Raw genomic sequence first — 17,523 nt, forward strand, 5'->3', positions numbered from 1 at the left:
CCCGGTCGCCTCGTCGGCGGGCACGCTCAGACCGACGATCGCCGCCACGACCAGCGAGACGACGCCGACCATCGCGGCGTACTCGGCCCCGCTCTGCCCCCGGTCGCGATGCCTTCGGTCGACCAGCCCATGGCTATGCGTATGCCATCTGCGCAACCTGTCGGCGCCCGTCATCAGTTCTCCTCGCCCACGCCGTCCCCGATCCCCCGAGCGAGAGCAGCGTAAGGATGGGGCCGGGCCCAAACGCAGGGTCCCCGGGCCCAGTTGAGGGGCCCACTCTCAGACCGGCGCACCCCCTCCTACCTGCGGAAAGTGGCGCCTGACGCATGGTTGGATGAACTCTGCGGGGCCGTCCTCCGTCTTCCATCCCGTAACCGTCAACGCGCTCCCGGCCGTTAGGGTCGGGAGCATGACCACAGCGAAGCGCGTTGTTGTTGTCGGGGCGCGGGTGAGCCGGTGAGCGAGCTGCCGAAGAAGCCGTTCCTGTACGTCATCGTGTGCGCGTCCGGCATCGCGGGCGACGTCGGCAAGCTGATCACCGCGGCGCGGGAGCGGCGCTGGGACGTGGGCGTCATCGCCACCCCGCTGGGCCTCGGCTTCATCGACGCCGAAGCGGTGCAGGCACAGACCGGCTACCCGATCCTTCCCCAAGCTCTCAACTCCGTTCGAGCAGGGGAGACCCCATCGCCTGGCGCAGCCCCGGCGACCCACGTCCGCTACCGCCCCCGGACGCCATCGCGGTCGCGCCGGCCACTTTCAACACGATCAACAAGTGGGCCGCCGGGATCTCCGACACCCTCGCCCTGGGGATCCTGTGCGAGGCGTACGGACTGGGCGTCCCGACGGCGGCCCTCCCGTACGTGAACGCGGCCATGGCCGCCCACCCCGCGTACTCCCGGAGCCTGGAGCAGCTGCGCGAGATGGGCGTCCTGATCGGTTCGTACCGGCCCCACCCCCCGAAGGCAGAGGGAGGCGCGGACCAATTCCTTTGGGAGGAGGCCCTGGACCTACTCGCTCCGGCGATCTCGCCCCAGCACTGATCACCTCCGCCGCGGCGCTCGCAGCACTCGGCCGCGCTCAGAAGGCCGACCGACCAGCTCGGCGATCAGCTCGGCGGCCAGCAGGCTTTCCGACCCATGTCAGCGGCCGGCCGACAGTCAGTGCGGTCGGCGTAGTCCCGCGATGAGGAGCTCGACGAGTCGACGCGCGTCGTAGCGAGGATCGCTGTCCGCGCCGATGCAGAGGTTCCCGACGCCGCGCATGAGTTCGTAGGCCTCCAGGCCGGGTCCGATCTCGCCGGAGGCGGTCGCGGCGTCGAGCAGTTGGGTGCACACGGGCACGAGGCGGTCGAGGAAGTAGGCGTGCAGCGTCTCGAAGCCGGCGTTGTCGGACTGCAGCACGGCGGCGAGTCCGTGCTTGGTGACCAGGAAATCAACGAAGAGGTCGATCCATTGCCCCAGCGCGGCGTGCGGGGTCGGGCTGGTCGCCAGGAGGGCCGGACCGGCCTCGGCGCAGGCGTCGACCTGGTGCCGGTAGACGGCGATGATGAGATCCGCTCGCGTCGGGAAGTGGCGGTAGATCGTGCCCAGTCCGACGCCGGCCTTGGCCGCGATGTCGCGTACCGGCGCCTCCACGCCTGACGTCACGAAGACCGCGGCGGCCGCGTCGAGCAGAGTCTCCTTGTTACGCCGGGCGTCAGCCCGCTTGGACTGGGCGGCGTGCCCCGCGCCCTCGTCGCTGTCGTTCACCACGCTGCTCCCTCCGCTGTCGAGCTTGCCAAACGGAACAGTGTTCCGTATCTTTCCGGAACAAGGTTCCGTTTGCTCATGATGTCAGAGCAGGGGCCCGACAACCAATCGCCACCACGCTTCACCCGCAATGGAGGAACACGGTCATGCAGTACCGCACCTTGGGCCGCACCGGCGTGCAGGTCAGCTCCCTCGCGCTCGGCGCGATGAACTTCGGCAAGATCGGGCGCACCACCCAGGACGAGGCCACCGCCATCGTCGATGCCGCTCTTGAGGGCGGGATCAACATCATCGACACCGCCGACATGTACAGCGGCGGCGAGTCGGAAGAGATGGTCGGCAAGGCCATCGCCGGCCGCCGCGACGACATCGTGCTGGCCACGAAGGCGAGCATGCCCATGGGCGACGAGCGCAACCATCGGGGCAGCTCGCGCCGGTGGCTGGTAACCGAGCTGGACAACAGCCTGCGCCGGCTCGGTGTCGACCACGTCGATCTCTACCAGATCCACCGGTGGGACCCGAGCACCAGCGACGAGGAGACCCTGTCAGCGCTGACCGACCTGCAACGCGCAGGGAAGATCCGTTACTTCGGCTCCTCGACCTTCCCCGCATACCGCCTCGTACAGGCCCAGTGGGCCGCCCGCGAGTATCACCTGAGCCGGTACGTCACCGAACAGCCCAGCTACTCGATCCTCCAGCGCGGGATCGAGACCCACGTGCTGCCTGTAACCGAGCAGTACGGGCTCGGTGTGCTGGTGTGGAGCCCGCTGGCTTCGGGCTGGCTGTCGGGCGCGATCCGCGAGGGCCAGGAAATCACCACCAGCCGCTCGGCGTTCATGCCGGAACGCTTCGACACCGCCATCCCCTCCAACCGGGCCAGGCTCGACGCCGTCGAGCGGCTGGCCAAGGTCGCCGACGAGGCCGGCCTGACCATGATCCAGCTCGCGCTCGGATTCGTGACCGCGCATCCCGCCGTGACCAGCGCGCTCATCGGCCCCCGCACGCCGGACCACCTGCACGCGCAACTCGCCGCCGCTGACACCGTGCTCTCCGCCGACGTACTCGACGCGATCGACACGATCGTCGCCCCTGGCACCGACCTGGCCGCGCACGAGAAGCACGACACTCCGCCGGCGCTGCTCGACCCGTCACTGCGGCGCCGCTGATCGTCCGAGGGCGGTCTCCAGTCGGAGAACAACTGAGCTCGACAGCCCGCACCCCGGCCGACGTCCTCGCTGCCTCCCGGAGAGCCGACAGCCTCCGCAAGCGGCAGCGAACCCTGGATGTCGTCCAGAGCATGCTCGCCGACGGCGAGCACATCATAGGCCGTCGCCCGGTCACTCAGAGGAGGGCGCCGCCGGAGACCTCGATGCGCTGGGCGGTGACCCAGCGCAGGCCCTCGGAGGCCAGCGTGGCGATGGCGTCGCCGATCTCCTCAGGTTCGCCGACGCGGCCGAGCGCGGTCTGTCCGGCCAGAACCTGGCGCATCTCGGCGTCGTCCCGCATCGCTCCACCGTTGAAATCGGTGGCGGTCGGTCCCGGGGCGATGGAGTTGACCCGGATTCCGCGCGGGCCGAGTTCTGCGGCGAGGGTACGGCTCAAGGCTTCGACGGCGGCCTTCGAGGCGGAGTAGACCGAGGTGGCGGGGCTGGTGTGGCGGGTCAGTGACGTCGAGACGTTGATGACGCGGCCGCCTCGGGTCAGCAGCGGCACAAGTGACTGGATGAGGAAGAACGTGCCCCGGACGTTGGTGCCCATCACCGTGTCGAAGTCGTCGATCGTGACGTCCTCCAGCGGTCCGAAGATCCCCACTCCCGCGTTGTTGACCAAGATGTCGAGCCGCGAAGTACCCCAGCGCTCCAGCTGCTCGCTCAGTTCGGAGGTGAAGGACGCGAAAGAGGAGACGTCGCTGATGTCGAGCCGGAGAACAGCGGCAGTCCCACCCACCGCCTGAACCTGTTCCACCGTCTTCTCAGCCCCCGCCGCATCACCGCGGTGGGTGACCAAGACCCGCACCCCGCGTGTGGCCAGAGCGATGGCCGCGCCACGTCCGAGGCCGCGATTCGCACCGGTCACCAAAGCGATCTTATCGATCGTCATGAACTGTTCCTCCACCGCGCGGCTACCGGAATTCACCCGGCGCCACAGATAGGATGCGAGTCACTCGACTCGCCTTGCTCTCGTACCGTAAGCAGGACTACCGAGGCGAGTCAAGTGACTCGCCTCGGGTCTGCGGCATACTGTCCGCATGGCAGCAGAACTCTCCGCACACCACCGCAGACTCGCTCAGCAGAAACGCGAGGCGATCACCACCGCAGCCACAGAACTGTTTTTGGATCGCGGCTACGACGGCACCTCACTGGCCCGGATCGCCGAAGCGGCCGGGGTCTCGAAGTCCACCCTGTTCAAGCGGTTCCCCACCAAGGCGGCCCTCTTCGAGGCCATCGTCACCGAGTCCTGGCAGCGTGACGCCGGCGACGCTGCCGCGCGGCCACAGACCGGAGATCTGCGCTCCGGACTGACAACCGTCGGCCACCGCTATGCCGACCTGGTCGGCCGGCCCGGCATGACAGCCCTGTTCCGGATCGTCATCGCCGAACTGCCTCGTTTCCCCGAACTGGGGCGGATGCAGTTCCAGCTCGGCAAACTGCCCTACTTCGCCTCCGTCCAGCACTACTTGGAATCCGAGCACGAGGCGGGCAACGCTGATGTCCCGGACGCGGCGAGCGCCGCGAACCAGTTCCTCGGCATGATCGCCAACTACGTCCTGTGGCCCCGCATGCTGCTGACCGACTGGAACCCCGCAGCCTCCGACATCCACGACGCCGTCGAAGAGGCCGTCCAGACCATGCTCGCCAGATACACCCCGACCCGCCAGGCTGACCCGAAGCCGGAACGTTGACACTGGCGGACACTGGCGCGCAATGCTCAACATCCGCGACGCCTCCACTCAGCGGCGCATGTCGGTAAACGATCGTTTGACGACAGGCGAGCGACGTGTCCAATGAACCCGTGCAATCCCGGGGTTCGCGGCGGCGCGATTCCCATCAGATCCGATGGTGATTGCTGACAGGGTTTGACGACAGATGGGGTCCGATCCTCCGTACGGAAGGGGCCCTCGATGGCGAACCTGGTCTACAAGCGGGTCTCGACCGACCAGCAGTCCACCGCCCGGCAGAACCTCGTCCTGGACGAGGCCGGGATCGAGGACCTGGTCGCCTTCGAGGAGGCCCCGGGCACCTCCAGCCGCCTCCACCCGCTCCAGCGGCCGAAGTTCCGCGAGCTGCTGAACTACGCGCGGCCGGGCGACACCGTGCACATCTCCGAGATGTTCCGCCTCGTACGCGGCACTGGAGTGCAGACCCTCGCGGCCGCCGGCGAACTCCAGCGTGACCTCCAGCGCGAGCTGACCTACGACGGACTGCGCGCCGCCGAGGCCAAGGGCAGCAAGGGCGGGCGCCGCCCCGCCGTATCGGCCGCAAAGACCGCCGACGTGCGCGCCGCGTACCTGGAAGGCCGGACCATCGCCGCCCTCGCCCGCGACCATGGCGTCAGCCGCGGCGCGATCCGTACTGCCGTCGCCGACCTCCTGCCCGACCACGCCGCCATCAACGAGGACTCCCCAGCGCCGGAGCTGCCGGTCACCCTCGACATGCCGGGCAAGGTCGCCGACTTCCTCCGCGCCCGCGAACTGGACCCCGCCGAGCAGGAGGCGCTCGACCAGGGGGTGACCGTACGGCGTGGCCAGGGCTACACCCTGCGCGTCAGCGCCGTCCCCGCCGTGCACCTCGGACTCCTCGCCCGCTGCCAGCCGCTCGACGGCGGCCACGGCTGATCGTGCCGTCCAGGACGTTGCGCAGCGTGCGTGTCCGGAAGTCCGACGACACCGATGTGTAGAGGGCCGTGGTGGACGCGTAGGAGTGCCCGACCTGCTGCTGACGAACAGAGCAGGCTCGACGAGCTACACGTAGCCGCACACCGGGGGCCCGGGCTTCTCCACCACGTCAACCCGCGAGTCGGCCTGTGCGAGGACGACTTCCACAGGCTTGCCGAGTTCGCCCGGTCACTGGACGCCTCACAAGCCGCCAGTTGAGCTCGTCACGTATCCACCGGACTCCGCACACGTCCCCATGATCATTGCGGGACAGCCGTGAGGAACGCAAAGCTGAGCTTGTCGTTCGACGGCACCGCCGCACGCACGCCGGACCTTGGCGACGGTGAGGGCGCGGGTCCCTTTGCGCGAGGGTGGTCATTCTTCTGCATCGCGGACCAGGAGTGCGATCTGCACCCGGTTCTCGACCGCCAGCTTGGCGAACAGGCTGCCTGTGTGTGCTTTGACGGTCGCGACGCGGATGTGCAGCCGCTGGGCGATCTCCGGGTTGCCCAGGCCGTCCGCGATGGCCCGAGCGGTTTCGAGTTCTCGTTCGGTCAGTACGGAAAGCCGTTGCCGGGCGGCTGCGCGGGTGGAGTCGCGAGTGTGAGAGGACTGCGGGCCGGTGGCCGCGGCGATCACCCGTTCCATGGCCGTTGGCGACAGCGCGGGGCTGCCGTTCGCGACGTTTCGCACAGCGGCGAGAATCTGCGCCGGATGGGTGTCTTTGAGGACGAACCCGAGCGCTCCGACGCGCAGTGCGCTGAGCACCAGATCGTCGGAGTCGAATGTTGTCAGCATGAGCACCCGCGGCGGCACCGGTCGGGCGAGAAGTTCCCGGGTCGCGCTGAGACCGTCACGACCGGGCATCCGCACGTCCATCAGCACGACGTCCGGCCGCTGCTCGTCCACCACGGTGATCGCGGCGTCCCCGTCGGCCGCCTCCCCGACGACGGTCAGGTCCGGTTCGCTGCCGATGACGAGCCGCAGCGCCATGCGCACCAGCTGTTCGTCGTCGACGATGACGACACGTACCGGCTCCCGATCGCTGCCCACTTATGTTCTCTTTTCGTAGGTTCGGTCAGGGTAGTTGTGCGGTGAGGAGGTATCCGTTGTCGGGTGTGGGGTGATGGTTGATCTTCCCGCCGGCGAGGTCAACTCGTTCGGTGAGGCCAAGGAGGCCGAATCCTGATGCCGGTGGTGGTGCGGTTCTTGTGGTGGCCGCGGAGTTGCGGACGCTGACGTTGATTCTGTCGCCCGCTGTTCCCTCAAGGGTGATGTGTATGTGTGCGCCTGGGGCGTGTTTGGCGGCGTTGGTCAGTCCTTCTTGGACGACTCGGTAGCAGGTTCGTCCGACGATGTCGGACGGTGTTCCCGTCACAGTGGTGTCGAGCGTGACGTCCAGTCCGGAGGTGCGGGCGTCGGCCACCAGGTCGGGGATTCGCTCAAGAGAGGGTGGTGGCGCTTCCGGTTGGCCCGGGTCGGACCGGAGCACACCGAGGACATCCCGTAGTTCCTCCAGGGCCTGGTGGGAACCCTCGGCGATGCCGCGTACCAGCACGCGGCTCTCCTCGGCTCTGAGGTCGCTGCGGTGATCCAGCACTCCGGCCTGCATGGCGACCAGGGAGATCCGGTGCGCGAGCACGTCGTGCATCTCGCGGGCGATCCGGTTGCGTTCCAGGGCCCGTGCCTGCGCCGCTCGTGCGGTCTGTTCCTGTTCCGCGCTCTCCGCCCGCTCCCGCAAGGACCGCACTTCGACACGCCGCGCGCCGATGGCGATGCCGACGGCCACCGCGATGCCCGCGGTCAGCGCCGGCGCCGTGATCTGGAACCACAACGTGCCAGGCGAACTCTGGACCGGGTAGAGCCCGACAGTGAACTGTGACGCGGTCACGTACGTCAGCACGACGACCCCGATCTCCACCGGACGACGACGCGTGGAGATCGAGCACAGCGCTACAAGCACGGCGCCGGTGGCGAGTGCCGACGCGGTCGCGGCGATCGCGAGCGTCATGGCGACGGCGAGCGGGAACCGCCGCCGCCACAGAAGCGCCGTCAGGCAGCCGAGAGCCACCAGCGGATCACCGAAGAGGAACCAGGAGCCCGTTTCGTGCGCCTGCCAATGCAGCAGGACACCGGTGGACAGCCAGGCCGGTATGCCCACTGCCACGGCTGCGGCAAGCCGCCAGGTCTGCTGCCACCACCCGAGCCGTCGCGCGACGTCCATGTTCACCTGGTCATTATCGCGAAACCGTGAGGCCGGTGAGTCAGACCGAGGGCTGATGCCTCCTAGACCAGAGTCGAATCACCGCCTCGACTGCGGTCGAAGCCGTTTCGAGCCGCCGGGCTGATGTGGCCGGCCGCGGCGCGCGGACAGACTCGGTCGCGTGCCGAGACCACCGGATACGAGACGGAGAGACGCGATGGGCAAGGGTGGCTTCGCAGCCCTTGAGGCGGTCGGGATGGTGATCACGGCCCTGGCCGTCCAAACGGTGATCCGCGGTCCGCTCGACCAAGACTCCGAGCTGCTGTGGGGGATCTTCAACTGGGTCCCCGGCGGACTCGGGGGCCAGGTGATCCTCCTCGGATTCATCGCGCTCGTCGCGATGATGTCCGGTGGCTGGGCAGACATCCGCCGGGAAACCGGACAGCGAACGAGCCAGTGGTTCAGGGGGATTCCGCAGCCAAGAGACGGCCTGACGCCGTCCGGGACGACGCACTCGCTCCTACGACACCACCTGAAGAATACCGAGACACAGTCACGGGCGGAACGGATGGGCCCTGTCGCACGGTCTGGGACTGGTCCCCATGGTGGGACGCGGCCAGGCGATGGTGATGCCCTGTTCAACCACGGCACACAGCCGGGCCGTGTCTGACAGATCCCTCCTGGCGCGTGACGCCCGGCACGCACGCTCGCCGCGTTGTCGGAGTCGCCCGAGTACGCCCGGTACGAGGGCGGTCCTCCGCCGTGCCATCGCACGCACCGGGGCCGCGAGCCCCGCCCTGCGGGTGGGTGGACGGCGCTATGTGTCAGACACGGCCTGGCGACGGGCGTTCCGAGCCCACGTTCCGGCGCTCCCGTGCGCCCCTACAGAAGGACATCAGATGCGCAGAACCCTGTCCCTCGCCCTCGCCGCCACCGCGGTGGTGACGGCCGCCGCGATTCCTGGAGTGTCGGTGGCGGAGACGCCGGACACCGTGCGGTGGGGCCCGTGCCCTGAGGAGGCTGCCTCGCCCCGCCTTGAGTGCTCGACGCTCGAAGTCCCGCTGGACTACCGGGATCCGGACGGCCGGCAGATCGAGATCGCGATCTCCCGGCTGGCGAGCGAGAAACCGTCGCAGCGCCGCGGCGTGCTGCTGACCAACCCGGGCGGCCCCGGCGCCGGGGGGCTCACATACCCGGCCCTTCTCGCCGCCTACGGGCTGCCGCAGGAGGTGCTGGACTCCTACGACGTGATCGGCTTCGACCCGCGCGGCGTCGGCCGCAGCACCCAGGTGACCTGCGATCTGACACCGGAGCAGCAGGCACGCCGTAACTTCCCGCCGTACGCGCACACCGCGGCCGATGTCGCCCGGGAGGCGGGGAACGCGCGGACAATCGCCAAGCAGTGCGCCACCTCGCGGACGGCGTCGATGCTGCCGCACACCACCACCGCGAACACCGCACGCGACATGGACCGGATCCGGGCGGCGCTGGGCGAGCGGAAGCTCTCGTACCTCGGTTCCTCCTACGGCACCTACCTCGGTGCGGTGTACACGACGAAGTTCCCCAAGCGCAGCGACCGGATCGTGCTCGACAGCAACCTGGGCCCCGGCGGCTATGACGTCACGGCCATGCGGATGTTCGCCCGCGGACTGGAGGAAGTGTTCCCGCAATTCGCGGCGTTCGCCGCCGCGCACCCCGAGTACGGTTTGGGCACCACACCGCAGCAGGTGACCGCGAAGTTCTTCGAGCTCGCGAAACGGCTGGAGGCGAAACCCGTACAGGGCATCGACGGGACATTGTTCCGCGGCATCACGTTCGACAGTCTCTACAGCGATGCGCTCATGCCCACGCTGGCCAAGACCTGGCAAGCACTCGATACGGACCGGCCACTGCCGCCCAACCCGCCGCCGGCGAACGTAGAGAACTTGATGTCCTCACGCTTCGCGGTTATATGCGGTGATACGCGCTGGCCGGGGAAGGTCCGGGACTATCAGCGCAATGCTGCGGTCGACCGGCTGAAATACCCCATGCTGGGCGGATCCACGGCAAGCATCGGACCGTGCGCGTTCTGGCCGGACAAGCGGGTCGAGCCGCCGGTGCACATCGGTGACCGGGGCCCGTCGAACGTACTTATGGCGCAGAACGAGCGTGACCCGGGGACACCGCTGGCCGGCGCCCAGGAGCTGCGGCGGGCCTTTGGGAAACGGGCCACGATGGTGACGGCCGACCAGAGCGGGCACGGTGTCTATCCGTTCGGCCGCAACACGTGCGCGAACGACGCGGTGACGGCATTCCTGACCACCGGGCAGCGCCCGGCGGAAGACCTCGCCTGCGCGGCCGAGCCGAACGAGTAACGACAGTGGAGGGGCCTTGACCTCGGAGCACTCTGCGGAACGGGGCCCCGGCGGCGGGAGCGAGCCAGGGCGTGTCCGCGAAGTGCCGCCCGGCCGGGCGGCACTTCGCGGACACTGCCTGGAGCTGGTCGAGATCCACGGCGCAGACTTGGACGCCGCGGCGCTGTGGGCGGCGATCGAGGAGGTCGCGCCGCGGGAGGCGGTGATGGGCGCGGCCCGTCCGGGCCTGACCGGATAGAAGACAGGGCCTCGTTCAGCGCGGAGCGATACCCGTGTCCGTGGAACGGAACGCCTTGTCGAGGAGGCCCGCACCAGCGGCCCGCCAGCCGGCGGTCGAAGCGCAGCAGGAAGGGGGACTCGGCGCGCAACGCGTCGAGGTTCGCGTTTCCCGCCAGGCCGCCGTCGTCGGCGAGCGCTGACAACTTTCCAAGGACCTCGTCGTGTGCCGGCAGCGTCGTCGGCAGACGGCTGTAGCCGATCGGTCGGCCGGCGGCCCGGGTCAGATGCTCGGCCAGGGCCTTGCCGGTGAGAGCGTCACCGGCGATCTCCACGGTGCGGCTGGCGTAGCGATCGGGTGAGCCGAAGACCGTGGCGACGATCCGGCCGATATCGCGTACCGCGATGAACTGCATGGCCTGGTCGGGGCCTATCAGCATTGCCGTGTACCGGTCGACGAGGTGCGGGTTTCTCAGGGCGGTGGTGACTTCCATGCGTAGTCGTTCCAGGTAGGCCGTCTGGTGGGTGGTTGGTGCGTGGACGGGCAGGTCCTCTCGCAGGACGTCGTGGCGGCGCAGGTCGTCGGCGAGCCAGGACAGCAGCTGGGCGCCGGTGGTGGTCTGGATGCCGAAGGTGAGGTGGAGGGAGTGCTCGCCTTGGGAGGCGGCCACCGAGTGCCACCAGCCGCGGGGGAGGTAGAGCAGGTCACCTGGGCGCAGGACCAGCTCCGTGATCGGCTGTTCCGGCGGTGGCTCGGGCTCGTCGGTGTCCTTGTACATCGGGGCGGTGCGGGTGGGGCCGTACAGCTTCCAGCGTTTGGCTCCGTCGATCTGGAAGACGATCACATCGTGGTCGTCCCAGTGCACGCCGAAGCCCTCGCGGGCGGTCAATGAGGCGTACAGGTTGGTCTGCACTCCGGTGCGCAGCCAGTGCTCCAGCTCCATCGCGGCGCGGCCGACGGGCGGGTGGATCCACGTCAACCGGCAGGTGCGCCCGGTGGGGACGAAAGCTGTCTTCGCCCTGGCCGCTGTCGGCGTGATCCCTCCGCGCGAGCGCGGGGCCAAGTACCTCCAGGCGGCGCCCGAGGACGGCATGCACGCGCTGCGGCACGCGTACGCGTCGGTCCTGTCGGACGCGGGGGAGAGCATCAAGGCCCTTTCGGAGTACCTCGGGCACTCCGATCCCGGCTTCACCCTGCGTACGTATACGCATCTGCTGCCGTCGAGCAAGACCCGGGCCCGCTCCGCGATCGACGCCGCGTTCGCCGACGAGCCGGAAGCGCAGGGCACAACCGGCCGCGAGTCCCTGCCCACGCGCCCTCAATGTGCCCTGGCCGCCTGACGGCCCCTCCACGGGCATGAAGAAGGCGGAGCCCGAGAGCCCCGCCCAGCCCCAAGAACCCTCAGGTCAGGGCCACACCAGGCAGTACGGCTGATGCCCCGCCTCATGCAGCCGATGGCTGAAGTCCTGCCATTCGTGCAGCAGTTGGTAGACGTTGTACGCGTCCCTCGGGCCGCCCCTGTCCGGGACCGTCGACCAGATGAAGGCCGCCGCGCCCACGGATTCCTCGCCGATGCCGCGCAGCGGGTCCACCACCGTCATCGGGAGTTTGACCACCGCGTAATCGGGATGCAGCACGACCAGTTCGAGCGGCGGCACTTTGTACAGGGGCATGCCCTGAATGCCCGTGAGGACCATCGCCGCTATCGTCTCGGGCTTGATCTTCGTGAACATGCCGTTCATGCCGAGCTCATCGCCGCCCAGCTCCTCCGGGCGCATGGAAATGGGCACACGAGCGGCCGTGGCTCCGTCGGGCGCGCCGAAGTATTTGTAGGTCACCCCCACCCGGCCACCACTCCTGCTTTCCGGCGTTCCTGGAGGTTGCTCCCGCGCCTCACGTTCGCGCCGTCGATGCTTTCCACGCCGGGCAGGCTCGGGACCGAGGTCGTCGGTTCCCTCGCCCAGTCCGCCACCGCGATGCATATCTCCACCCGACCACTCGCAGCCATGGCCGCGCAACCCGATCATCGTGACAGTGACCTCCCCCACGAACGTCCGGTGAAACACCTGTCCGCAAGAACGTCCGAGCCTCTGACACCATGGATTCCGTGAGCTTCCCCTATGACGCCCCAGTTTCGCAGACGCTTTTCGACCGCGCGGCCCTCGTGACGCCCGGCGGCGTGAACTCTCCCGTCCGTGCCTTCCGCGCGGTGGGCGGTACGCCCCGGTTCATGGTGTCCGGTAACGGTCCATACCTCATCGATGCGGACGGCCGTGAATATGTCGACCTCGTATGTTCTTGGGGGCCGATGATTCTCGGACATTCCCATCCGGAGGTCATCGAAGCGGTCCAGGCCGCCGTCGCCCGCGGTACGTCCTTCGGTACGCCCGGTGAGGGCGAGGTGGCGCTCGCCGAGGAGATCGTGGCCCGGGTCGGGCCCGTCGAGCAGGTACGGCTCGTGTCGTCCGGGACCGAGGCGACCATGTCCGCCATCCGGCTCGCCCGCGGATTCACCGGGCGCGCCAAGGTCGTGAAATTCGCCGGGTGCTACCACGGGCATGTCGACGCGCTGCTCGCCGCGGCGGGCTCCGGGGTCGCGACCCTCGGGCTGCCCGACACCCCCGGGGTGACCGGCGCGCAGGCCGGGGACACCATCGTCCTGCCGTACAACGATCTTGACGCCGTGCGCCGGGCGTTCGCCGCGCACCCCGGCGAGATCGCCTGTGTGATCACCGAGGCGTCGCCCGGCAACATGGGCGTCGTACCGCCCCGGGACGGGTTCAACGCCGGGCTCAAGGAGCTCTGCGCCGCCGATGGCGCGCTGTACATCTCGGACGAGGTGATGACCGGGTTCCGTACGTCGAAGGCCGGCTGGTACGGCGTCGACGGTGTCGCGCCCGACCTGATGACCTTCGGCAAGGTCATGGGCGGCGGCTTCCCGGCCGCCGCGTTCGGCGGGCGCGCCGATGTCATGGGACGGCTCGCCCCGGCGGGCCCCGTCTACCAGGCGGGCACGCTCTCCGGGAACCCGGTCGCCACCGCCGCGGGCCTCGCGCAGCTGCGGCTGCTCGACGACGCGGCGTACGCGAAGATCGACGCCGTCTCGCGGCAGATCCAGGGGCTGGTGACGGAGGCGCTCGGCAAGGAGGGCGTCGCCCACCGCGTGCAGACGGCGAGCAATATGTTCTCCGTCTTCTTCACGGCCGACGAGGTCCACGACTACGAGGGCGCCAAGAAGCAGGAGTCGTTCCGCTTCACCCCCTTCTTCCACTCGCTGCTGGCCGACGGTGTCTATCTGCCGCCGTCCTCCTTCGAGTCCTGGTTCGTCTCCACCGCCCACGACGATCGAGCGATCGAGCGGATCGCCGCCGCACTGCCGGCCGCCGCCCGCGCCGCCGCAGAAGCGACCGCCCCCGAGCCCGACCGGCTCAAGCCCACCGCCCCCGAACCCACCGACCCGGAGAGCGCCGCATGAGCACGAGCGAAGAGATCACCGTCGTCCATCTCATGCGCCACGGCGAAGTGCACAACCCGGACGGTGTCCTGTACGGCCGACGCCCCGGCTACCACCTCTCCGAGCTGGGCAGGCAGATGGCCGACCGGGTCGCCGAGCACCTCGCGGACCGTGACATCACTCACGTCGTCGCCTCCCCCCTGGAGCGCGCCCAGGAGACCGCGGCCCCCGTCGCCAAGAGCCACGGCCTGACCCTCGACACCGACGACCGGCTGATCGAGGCCGCGAACGTCTTCGAGGGCAAGACCTTCGGGGTCGGTGACGGCGCGCTGCGCAAGCCCGCCAACTGGAGACACCTCACCAACCCGTTCCGGCCCTCCTGGGGCGAGCCGTATATCGACCAGGTCGTACGGATGATGGGCGCCCTGAACGCCGCGCGCGACGCGGCCCGCGGGCACGAGGCGGTCTGCGTCAGCCATCAGCTGCCGATCTGGATCGTGCGGAGCTTCGTCGAGCGGCGCCGGCTGTGGCACGACCCGCGTCGGCGGCAGTGCACGCTCGCGTCCCTGACCAGCTTCACCTATCAGGGCGACAAGATCGTCTCTGTCGGCTACTCCGAGCCGGCCCGTGATCTCGTACCGGCCCATCTGCTCCCCGGCGCCCGGCCGGTCAAGGGCGGCGCCAAGGCCTTCGGGGCCTGAACGCCGCAGACCCGCTGATCACTTCTGTCATATCTGCCGCTACATCAGCAAAGATCAGTAAAGATATGACAAGTACGGGAACCTCCGCGTTCGTCACCTCATCTCTCGTGTTGCCGCTTGTAAGACTTTTATAGGCGGCATACGTACAGACGAGCGCGGATGGGAACTGTATGCGCGACATCAGCCGAAGGAGTCTGCTCGGAGCGGGTATTGGAGCCGCCGCCGCGATCGGGATCGCGGGCTGCTCCACCGGCGGGAGCGGCACGGTCCGGCACACGGAGGTGGGCAAGGGCGGTGGTGAGAGCGGAGGCGCGACGGGCAGTGCCAGCCCCCTCGGTAAGGAGGTCCGGCTCATAGGGGACGGTTCCACTTCCGACACGGGAAAGCAGCCGCGCCAGCCGCCCGCCCCGGTCCCCCTGGAGCCCGGCCAGACCCCGCCGCAGTTCGTGATCTTCTCCTGGGACGGGGCCGGCGAGGTCGGCAACGGGCTCTTCCCGCGCTTTCTGGAACTCGCCAGGAACCACGACGCGGCGATGACCTTCTTCCTCTCCGGTCTCTATCTGCTCCCGGAGTCGAAGAAGACGCTCTACCGCCCGCCGAACAACCCCGTCGGCGCCTCCGACATCGGCTATCTCACCGACGCCCATATCAAGGACACGCTCAAGAACGTCCGCCAGGCGTGGCTGGACGGTCATGAGATCGGTACGCACTTCAACGGGCACTTCTGCGCCGGCTCCGGCACCGTCGGCGACTGGACCCCGCAGCAGTGGCGCAGCGAGATCGACCAGGCTGTGTCCTTCGTCACCGAGTGGCGTACGAACAGCGGCTGGACGGATCTCGATCCGCTGCCCTTCGACTACCGCAAGGAACTGATCGGCGGCCGTACGCCCTGTCTGCTCGGCCAGGAGAATCTGCTGCCGACGGCGAAGAAGCTGGGCTGGCGTTACGACGCGAGTTCGCCCGGCGGTACGCAGCGATGGCCGGACAAGAAGCTCGGTATCTGGGATTTCCCGCTCCAGCAAGTGCCGTTCCCAGGGCACGGCTTTGAGGTCCTTTCCATGGACTACAACATCCTCGCCAATCAGTCGAAGAATTCGACGAACGGCATGACCTCGCGTTACGCGGAGTGGCGCACGCAGGCCACCGACGCGTATCTCGGCGGTTTCCGGCGGGCGTACGAGTCGAATCGCGCGCCGTTCTTCATCGGCAACCACTTCGAGCAGTGGAACGGCGGGATCTATATGGACGCCGTCGAGGAGGCGCTGAAGGGGATGGCGGGCAAGAAGGACGTACGGCTCGTCTCGTTCCGGCAGTTCACCGACTGGCTCGACGTGCAGGACCCCGCCGTACTCGACAAGCTCCGCACCCTGGAGGTCGGCCAGACCCCCGCCGGCGGCTGGAACACATTCTTCAAAGCCTGAGAAGGTCTGAGAAGGCATGGGAAGGGTTTGAGAAGGCATGGCAAGGGTTTGAGGAGGCCCCCGGCTGCCGCCCGGCCCGTGCACGGCTCTTTACAACGGGCTTTACGGGCAGCCAGGGGGGTGCGCAAGATCCCTGAAACGCCCATGCGAAACTTTTCACATGAACTCAGGCCGCGCTCCCCGACGCCGCTCCGAGCGACGATTCCGCGCCCTCCCACCGGTTGTCGTCGGCGTGGCGGCACTGACGCTCTCGGCCTGCGGGGGCGGCGGCAAGTCCGGCGGCGGCGGTGACACCAACTTCGTCACGAACACCGGTGGCATCTCCTCCGTCGCGCCGGCCGACCGCAAGCCCGCCAACCAGCTCTCCGGCGAGACCCTGGACGGCGAGCAGCTCGACGTCGCCGATCTCAAGGGCAAGATCGTCGTGATGAACGTCTGGGGATCGTGGTGCCCGCCCTGCCGCGCCGAGGCCCCGCACTTCGCGAAGGTCGCCAAGGAGACCGAGTCGAAGGGCGTGGCGTTCGTCGGGATCAACACCCGGGACCCCAACAAGGGCCCGGCGCTCGCGTTCGAGAAGGACTACGGCGTCCCGTACCCGAGTCTCTACGACCCGGCGGGCAAGCTCATCGTCAACGGCTTCCCCAAGGGAAGTCTCAACCCGCAGTCCATCCCCTCCACGATCGTGCTCGACCGGGACGGGAAGATCGCGGCCCGCGCGCTGCTGGCGCTCGACGCGGAGAAGCTGCGCAAGATGATCGACCCGCTGATCGCGGAGAAGTGATCCCGTGCAGGTTCTCGCCGCGACCCCCGGCATGAATGAGACGGTCTACAGCGGAGCGCTGCTGCTCGCGCTGCCGATCGCCCTGCTGGGCGGGCTCGTCTCCTTCTTCTCGCCGTGCGTGCTGCCGCTCGTACCGGGCTATCTCTCGTATGTCACCGGAGTCAGCGGCACGGATCTGGCGGACGCCAGACGGGGCCGGATGGTCGTCGGCGCCTCGCTCTTCGTCGTCGGCTTCACCGCGGTCTTCGTCTCGGGCGGGGCGCTCTTCGGCTTCGTCGGCGGGACGCTCCAGGACCACCGCGCCGTGCTCTCCAAGGTGCTCGGCGTCCTGATGGTCCTCATGGGCGTGTTCTTCATGGGGATGATGCCCTGGCTCACCCAGCGCGAATTCCGCTTCCACAAGCGCCCGGTGACCGGCCTCGCGGGCGCGCCGGTGCTCGGCGCGCTCTTCGGGATCGGCTGGACGCCCTGTCTCGGGCCGACCATCTCCGCGGTGAACACCCTCGCCTTCGAGCAGGCGAGCGCGGGCCGGGGGGCCATACTGACCGTCGCGTACTGCCTCGGTCTCGGTCTGCCGTTCGTGCTCGCGGCGGTGGCGTTCCGCAAGGCGCTCGGGGCGTTCGGCTGGATCAAGCGCCATTACGTATGGGTGATGCGCATCGGCGGCGCGATGATGATCCTGACCGGTCTGGCGCTGCTGACCGGCGCGTGGGACAGCATCGTGCAGGACATGCAGACCTGGTCCGACGGTTTCACGGTGGGGATCTAGT

The 17,523-nt window shown here is 68.6% G+C and carries 15 protein-coding genes and 3 pseudogenes; 12 read left to right on the forward strand and 6 right to left on the reverse strand.

The window, feature by feature from the left end; genetic code table 11:
- The first annotated feature begins 465 nt into the window (after positions 1-465).
- Positions 466-1,040: pseudogene (locus tag IF11_RS36535) on the forward strand (flavoprotein).
- 117 nt (positions 1,041-1,157) lie between these two features.
- Here IF11_RS36535 and IF11_RS0110920 read toward each other — a convergent pair.
- The gene (locus IF11_RS0110920; protein ID WP_030351317.1) at positions 1,158-1,748 is read right to left on the reverse strand and encodes a TetR/AcrR family transcriptional regulator; all 591 of its coding nucleotides are present in this window, start codon (positions 1,746-1,748) and stop codon (positions 1,158-1,160) included.
- Positions 1,749-1,894: 146 nt separating this feature from the next.
- Here IF11_RS0110920 and IF11_RS0110925 point away from each other — a divergent pair, with 146 nt between their 5' ends.
- Positions 1,895-2,914 carry an aldo/keto reductase gene (locus IF11_RS0110925; RefSeq protein ID WP_030351318.1) on the forward strand — a complete coding sequence of 340 codons (1,020 nt, stop codon included), beginning with the start codon at positions 1,895-1,897 and terminating at the stop codon, positions 2,912-2,914.
- Between the two features lie 175 nt (positions 2,915-3,089).
- Here IF11_RS0110925 and IF11_RS0110930 read toward each other — a convergent pair whose 3' ends face one another.
- Positions 3,090-3,848 carry an SDR family NAD(P)-dependent oxidoreductase gene (locus IF11_RS0110930; protein WP_030351319.1) on the reverse strand — a complete coding sequence of 253 codons (759 nt, stop codon included), beginning with the start codon at positions 3,846-3,848 and terminating at the stop codon, positions 3,090-3,092.
- A gap of 148 nt (positions 3,849-3,996) precedes the next feature.
- Between IF11_RS0110930 and IF11_RS0110935 the strand changes: the two genes are divergently transcribed.
- The 3 genes and pseudogenes from IF11_RS0110935 to IF11_RS43165 form a co-directional block, all read left to right on the forward strand.
- Entirely contained in the window at positions 3,997-4,650 is a 654-nt protein-coding gene (locus IF11_RS0110935; RefSeq protein ID WP_030351320.1) for a TetR/AcrR family transcriptional regulator, read from the forward strand.
- Between the two features lie 219 nt (positions 4,651-4,869).
- A complete protein-coding gene (locus tag IF11_RS0110940) occupies positions 4,870-5,583 on the forward strand; it encodes a recombinase family protein (protein ID WP_030351321.1) in 714 nt (237 codons plus the stop codon).
- Between the two features lie 63 nt (positions 5,584-5,646).
- A pseudogene (locus IF11_RS43165) lies at positions 5,647-5,841 on the forward strand (hypothetical protein); the annotation flags it as partial.
- 156 nt (positions 5,842-5,997) lie between these two features.
- Here the strand turns inward: IF11_RS43165 and IF11_RS0110945 are convergent.
- Positions 5,998-6,675, reverse strand: a complete 678-nt coding sequence (locus IF11_RS0110945) for a response regulator (protein WP_030351322.1) — start codon at positions 6,673-6,675, stop codon at positions 5,998-6,000.
- A gap of 25 nt (positions 6,676-6,700) precedes the next feature.
- Positions 6,701-7,846 (reverse strand): sensor histidine kinase, encoded by a 1,146-nt coding sequence (locus IF11_RS0110950; protein WP_030351323.1) that lies wholly within the window; start codon positions 7,844-7,846, stop codon positions 6,701-6,703.
- Between the two features lie 878 nt (positions 7,847-8,724).
- Here IF11_RS0110950 and IF11_RS0110960 point away from each other — a divergent pair.
- Positions 8,725-10,179: an alpha/beta hydrolase gene (locus IF11_RS0110960; protein ID WP_030351325.1), complete on the forward strand. Its 1,455-nt coding sequence runs from the start codon at positions 8,725-8,727 to the stop codon at positions 10,177-10,179.
- Here the strand turns inward: IF11_RS0110960 and IF11_RS41565 are convergent.
- Positions 10,071-11,339, reverse strand: a complete 1,269-nt coding sequence (locus IF11_RS41565) for a JmjC domain-containing protein (protein WP_078490617.1) — start codon at positions 11,337-11,339, stop codon at positions 10,071-10,073. The genes IF11_RS0110960 and IF11_RS41565 overlap by 109 nt on opposite strands.
- Positions 11,340-11,355: 16 nt before the next feature.
- Between IF11_RS41565 and IF11_RS38220 the strand changes: the two are divergent.
- Positions 11,356-11,736 (forward strand): annotated as a pseudogene (locus IF11_RS38220) (tyrosine-type recombinase/integrase); the annotation flags it as partial.
- A 66-nt stretch (positions 11,737-11,802) separates the two neighbouring features.
- On the opposite strand, the gene IF11_RS0110980 reads toward IF11_RS38220, so the two are convergent.
- On the reverse strand, positions 11,803-12,378 hold the full coding sequence (locus IF11_RS0110980) for a hypothetical protein (protein WP_078490618.1): 576 nt from the start codon (positions 12,376-12,378) through the stop codon (positions 11,803-11,805).
- Between the two features lie 116 nt (positions 12,379-12,494).
- Here IF11_RS0110980 and hemL point away from each other — a divergent pair, with 116 nt between their 5' ends.
- The 5 genes from hemL to IF11_RS0111005 all read left to right on the forward strand — a co-directional run bounded on the left by hemL (position 12,495) and on the right by IF11_RS0111005 (position 17,522).
- Positions 12,495-13,871, forward strand: coding sequence for a glutamate-1-semialdehyde 2,1-aminomutase (hemL, locus tag IF11_RS0110985; protein ID WP_078490619.1), 1,377 nt, complete (start codon positions 12,495-12,497; stop codon positions 13,869-13,871).
- Entirely contained in the window at positions 13,868-14,551 is a 684-nt protein-coding gene (locus IF11_RS0110990) for a histidine phosphatase family protein (protein ID WP_030351330.1), read from the forward strand. Before hemL ends, IF11_RS0110990 begins: the two co-directional genes overlap by 4 nt.
- A gap of 170 nt (positions 14,552-14,721) precedes the next feature.
- On the forward strand, positions 14,722-15,972 hold the full coding sequence (locus tag IF11_RS0110995; RefSeq protein WP_030351331.1) for a polysaccharide deacetylase family protein: 1,251 nt from the start codon (positions 14,722-14,724) through the stop codon (positions 15,970-15,972).
- A gap of 160 nt (positions 15,973-16,132) precedes the next feature.
- Positions 16,133-16,753, forward strand: coding sequence for a TlpA family protein disulfide reductase (locus IF11_RS0111000; RefSeq protein ID WP_030351332.1), 621 nt, complete (start codon positions 16,133-16,135; stop codon positions 16,751-16,753).
- Between the two features lie 31 nt (positions 16,754-16,784).
- Complete coding sequence (locus IF11_RS0111005; protein WP_030351333.1) at positions 16,785-17,522, forward strand: cytochrome c biogenesis CcdA family protein; 738 nt, start codon at positions 16,785-16,787, stop codon at positions 17,520-17,522.
- The last annotated feature ends 1 nt before the right edge of the window (position 17,523 follow it).

The organism is Streptomyces scopuliridis RB72 (assembly GCF_000718095.1).
In the GTDB taxonomy this organism is placed as follows: domain Bacteria; phylum Actinomycetota; class Actinomycetes; order Streptomycetales; family Streptomycetaceae; genus Streptomyces; species Streptomyces scopuliridis.

Coding starts and splice junctions, on each gene's coding strand:
- IF11_RS0110925 (WP_030351318.1), top strand. CDS start 1,895: ATGCAGTACCGCACCTTGGGCCGCACCGGCGTGCAGGTCAGCTCCCTC.
- IF11_RS0110930 (WP_030351319.1), bottom strand. CDS start 3,848: ATGACGATCGATAAGATCGCTTTGGTGACCGGTGCGAATCGCGGCCTC.
- IF11_RS0110935 (WP_030351320.1), top strand. CDS start 3,997: ATGGCAGCAGAACTCTCCGCACACCACCGCAGACTCGCTCAGCAGAAA.
- IF11_RS0110940 (WP_030351321.1), top strand. CDS start 4,870: ATGGCGAACCTGGTCTACAAGCGGGTCTCGACCGACCAGCAGTCCACC.
- IF11_RS0110950 (WP_030351323.1), bottom strand. CDS start 7,846: ATGGACGTCGCGCGACGGCTCGGGTGGTGGCAGCAGACCTGGCGGCTT.
- IF11_RS0110960 (WP_030351325.1), top strand. CDS start 8,725: ATGCGCAGAACCCTGTCCCTCGCCCTCGCCGCCACCGCGGTGGTGACG.
- IF11_RS41565 (WP_078490617.1), bottom strand. CDS start 11,339: ATGGAGCTGGAGCACTGGCTGCGCACCGGAGTGCAGACCAACCTGTAC.
- IF11_RS0110980 (WP_078490618.1), bottom strand. CDS start 12,378: ATGCATCGCGGTGGCGGACTGGGCGAGGGAACCGACGACCTCGGTCCC.
- hemL (WP_078490619.1), top strand. CDS start 12,495: ATGGATTCCGTGAGCTTCCCCTATGACGCCCCAGTTTCGCAGACGCTT.
- IF11_RS0110990 (WP_030351330.1), top strand. CDS start 13,868: ATGAGCACGAGCGAAGAGATCACCGTCGTCCATCTCATGCGCCACGGC.
- IF11_RS0110995 (WP_030351331.1), top strand. CDS start 14,722: ATGCGCGACATCAGCCGAAGGAGTCTGCTCGGAGCGGGTATTGGAGCC.
- IF11_RS0111000 (WP_030351332.1), top strand. CDS start 16,133: ATGAACTCAGGCCGCGCTCCCCGACGCCGCTCCGAGCGACGATTCCGC.
- IF11_RS0111005 (WP_030351333.1), top strand. CDS start 16,785: ATGAATGAGACGGTCTACAGCGGAGCGCTGCTGCTCGCGCTGCCGATC.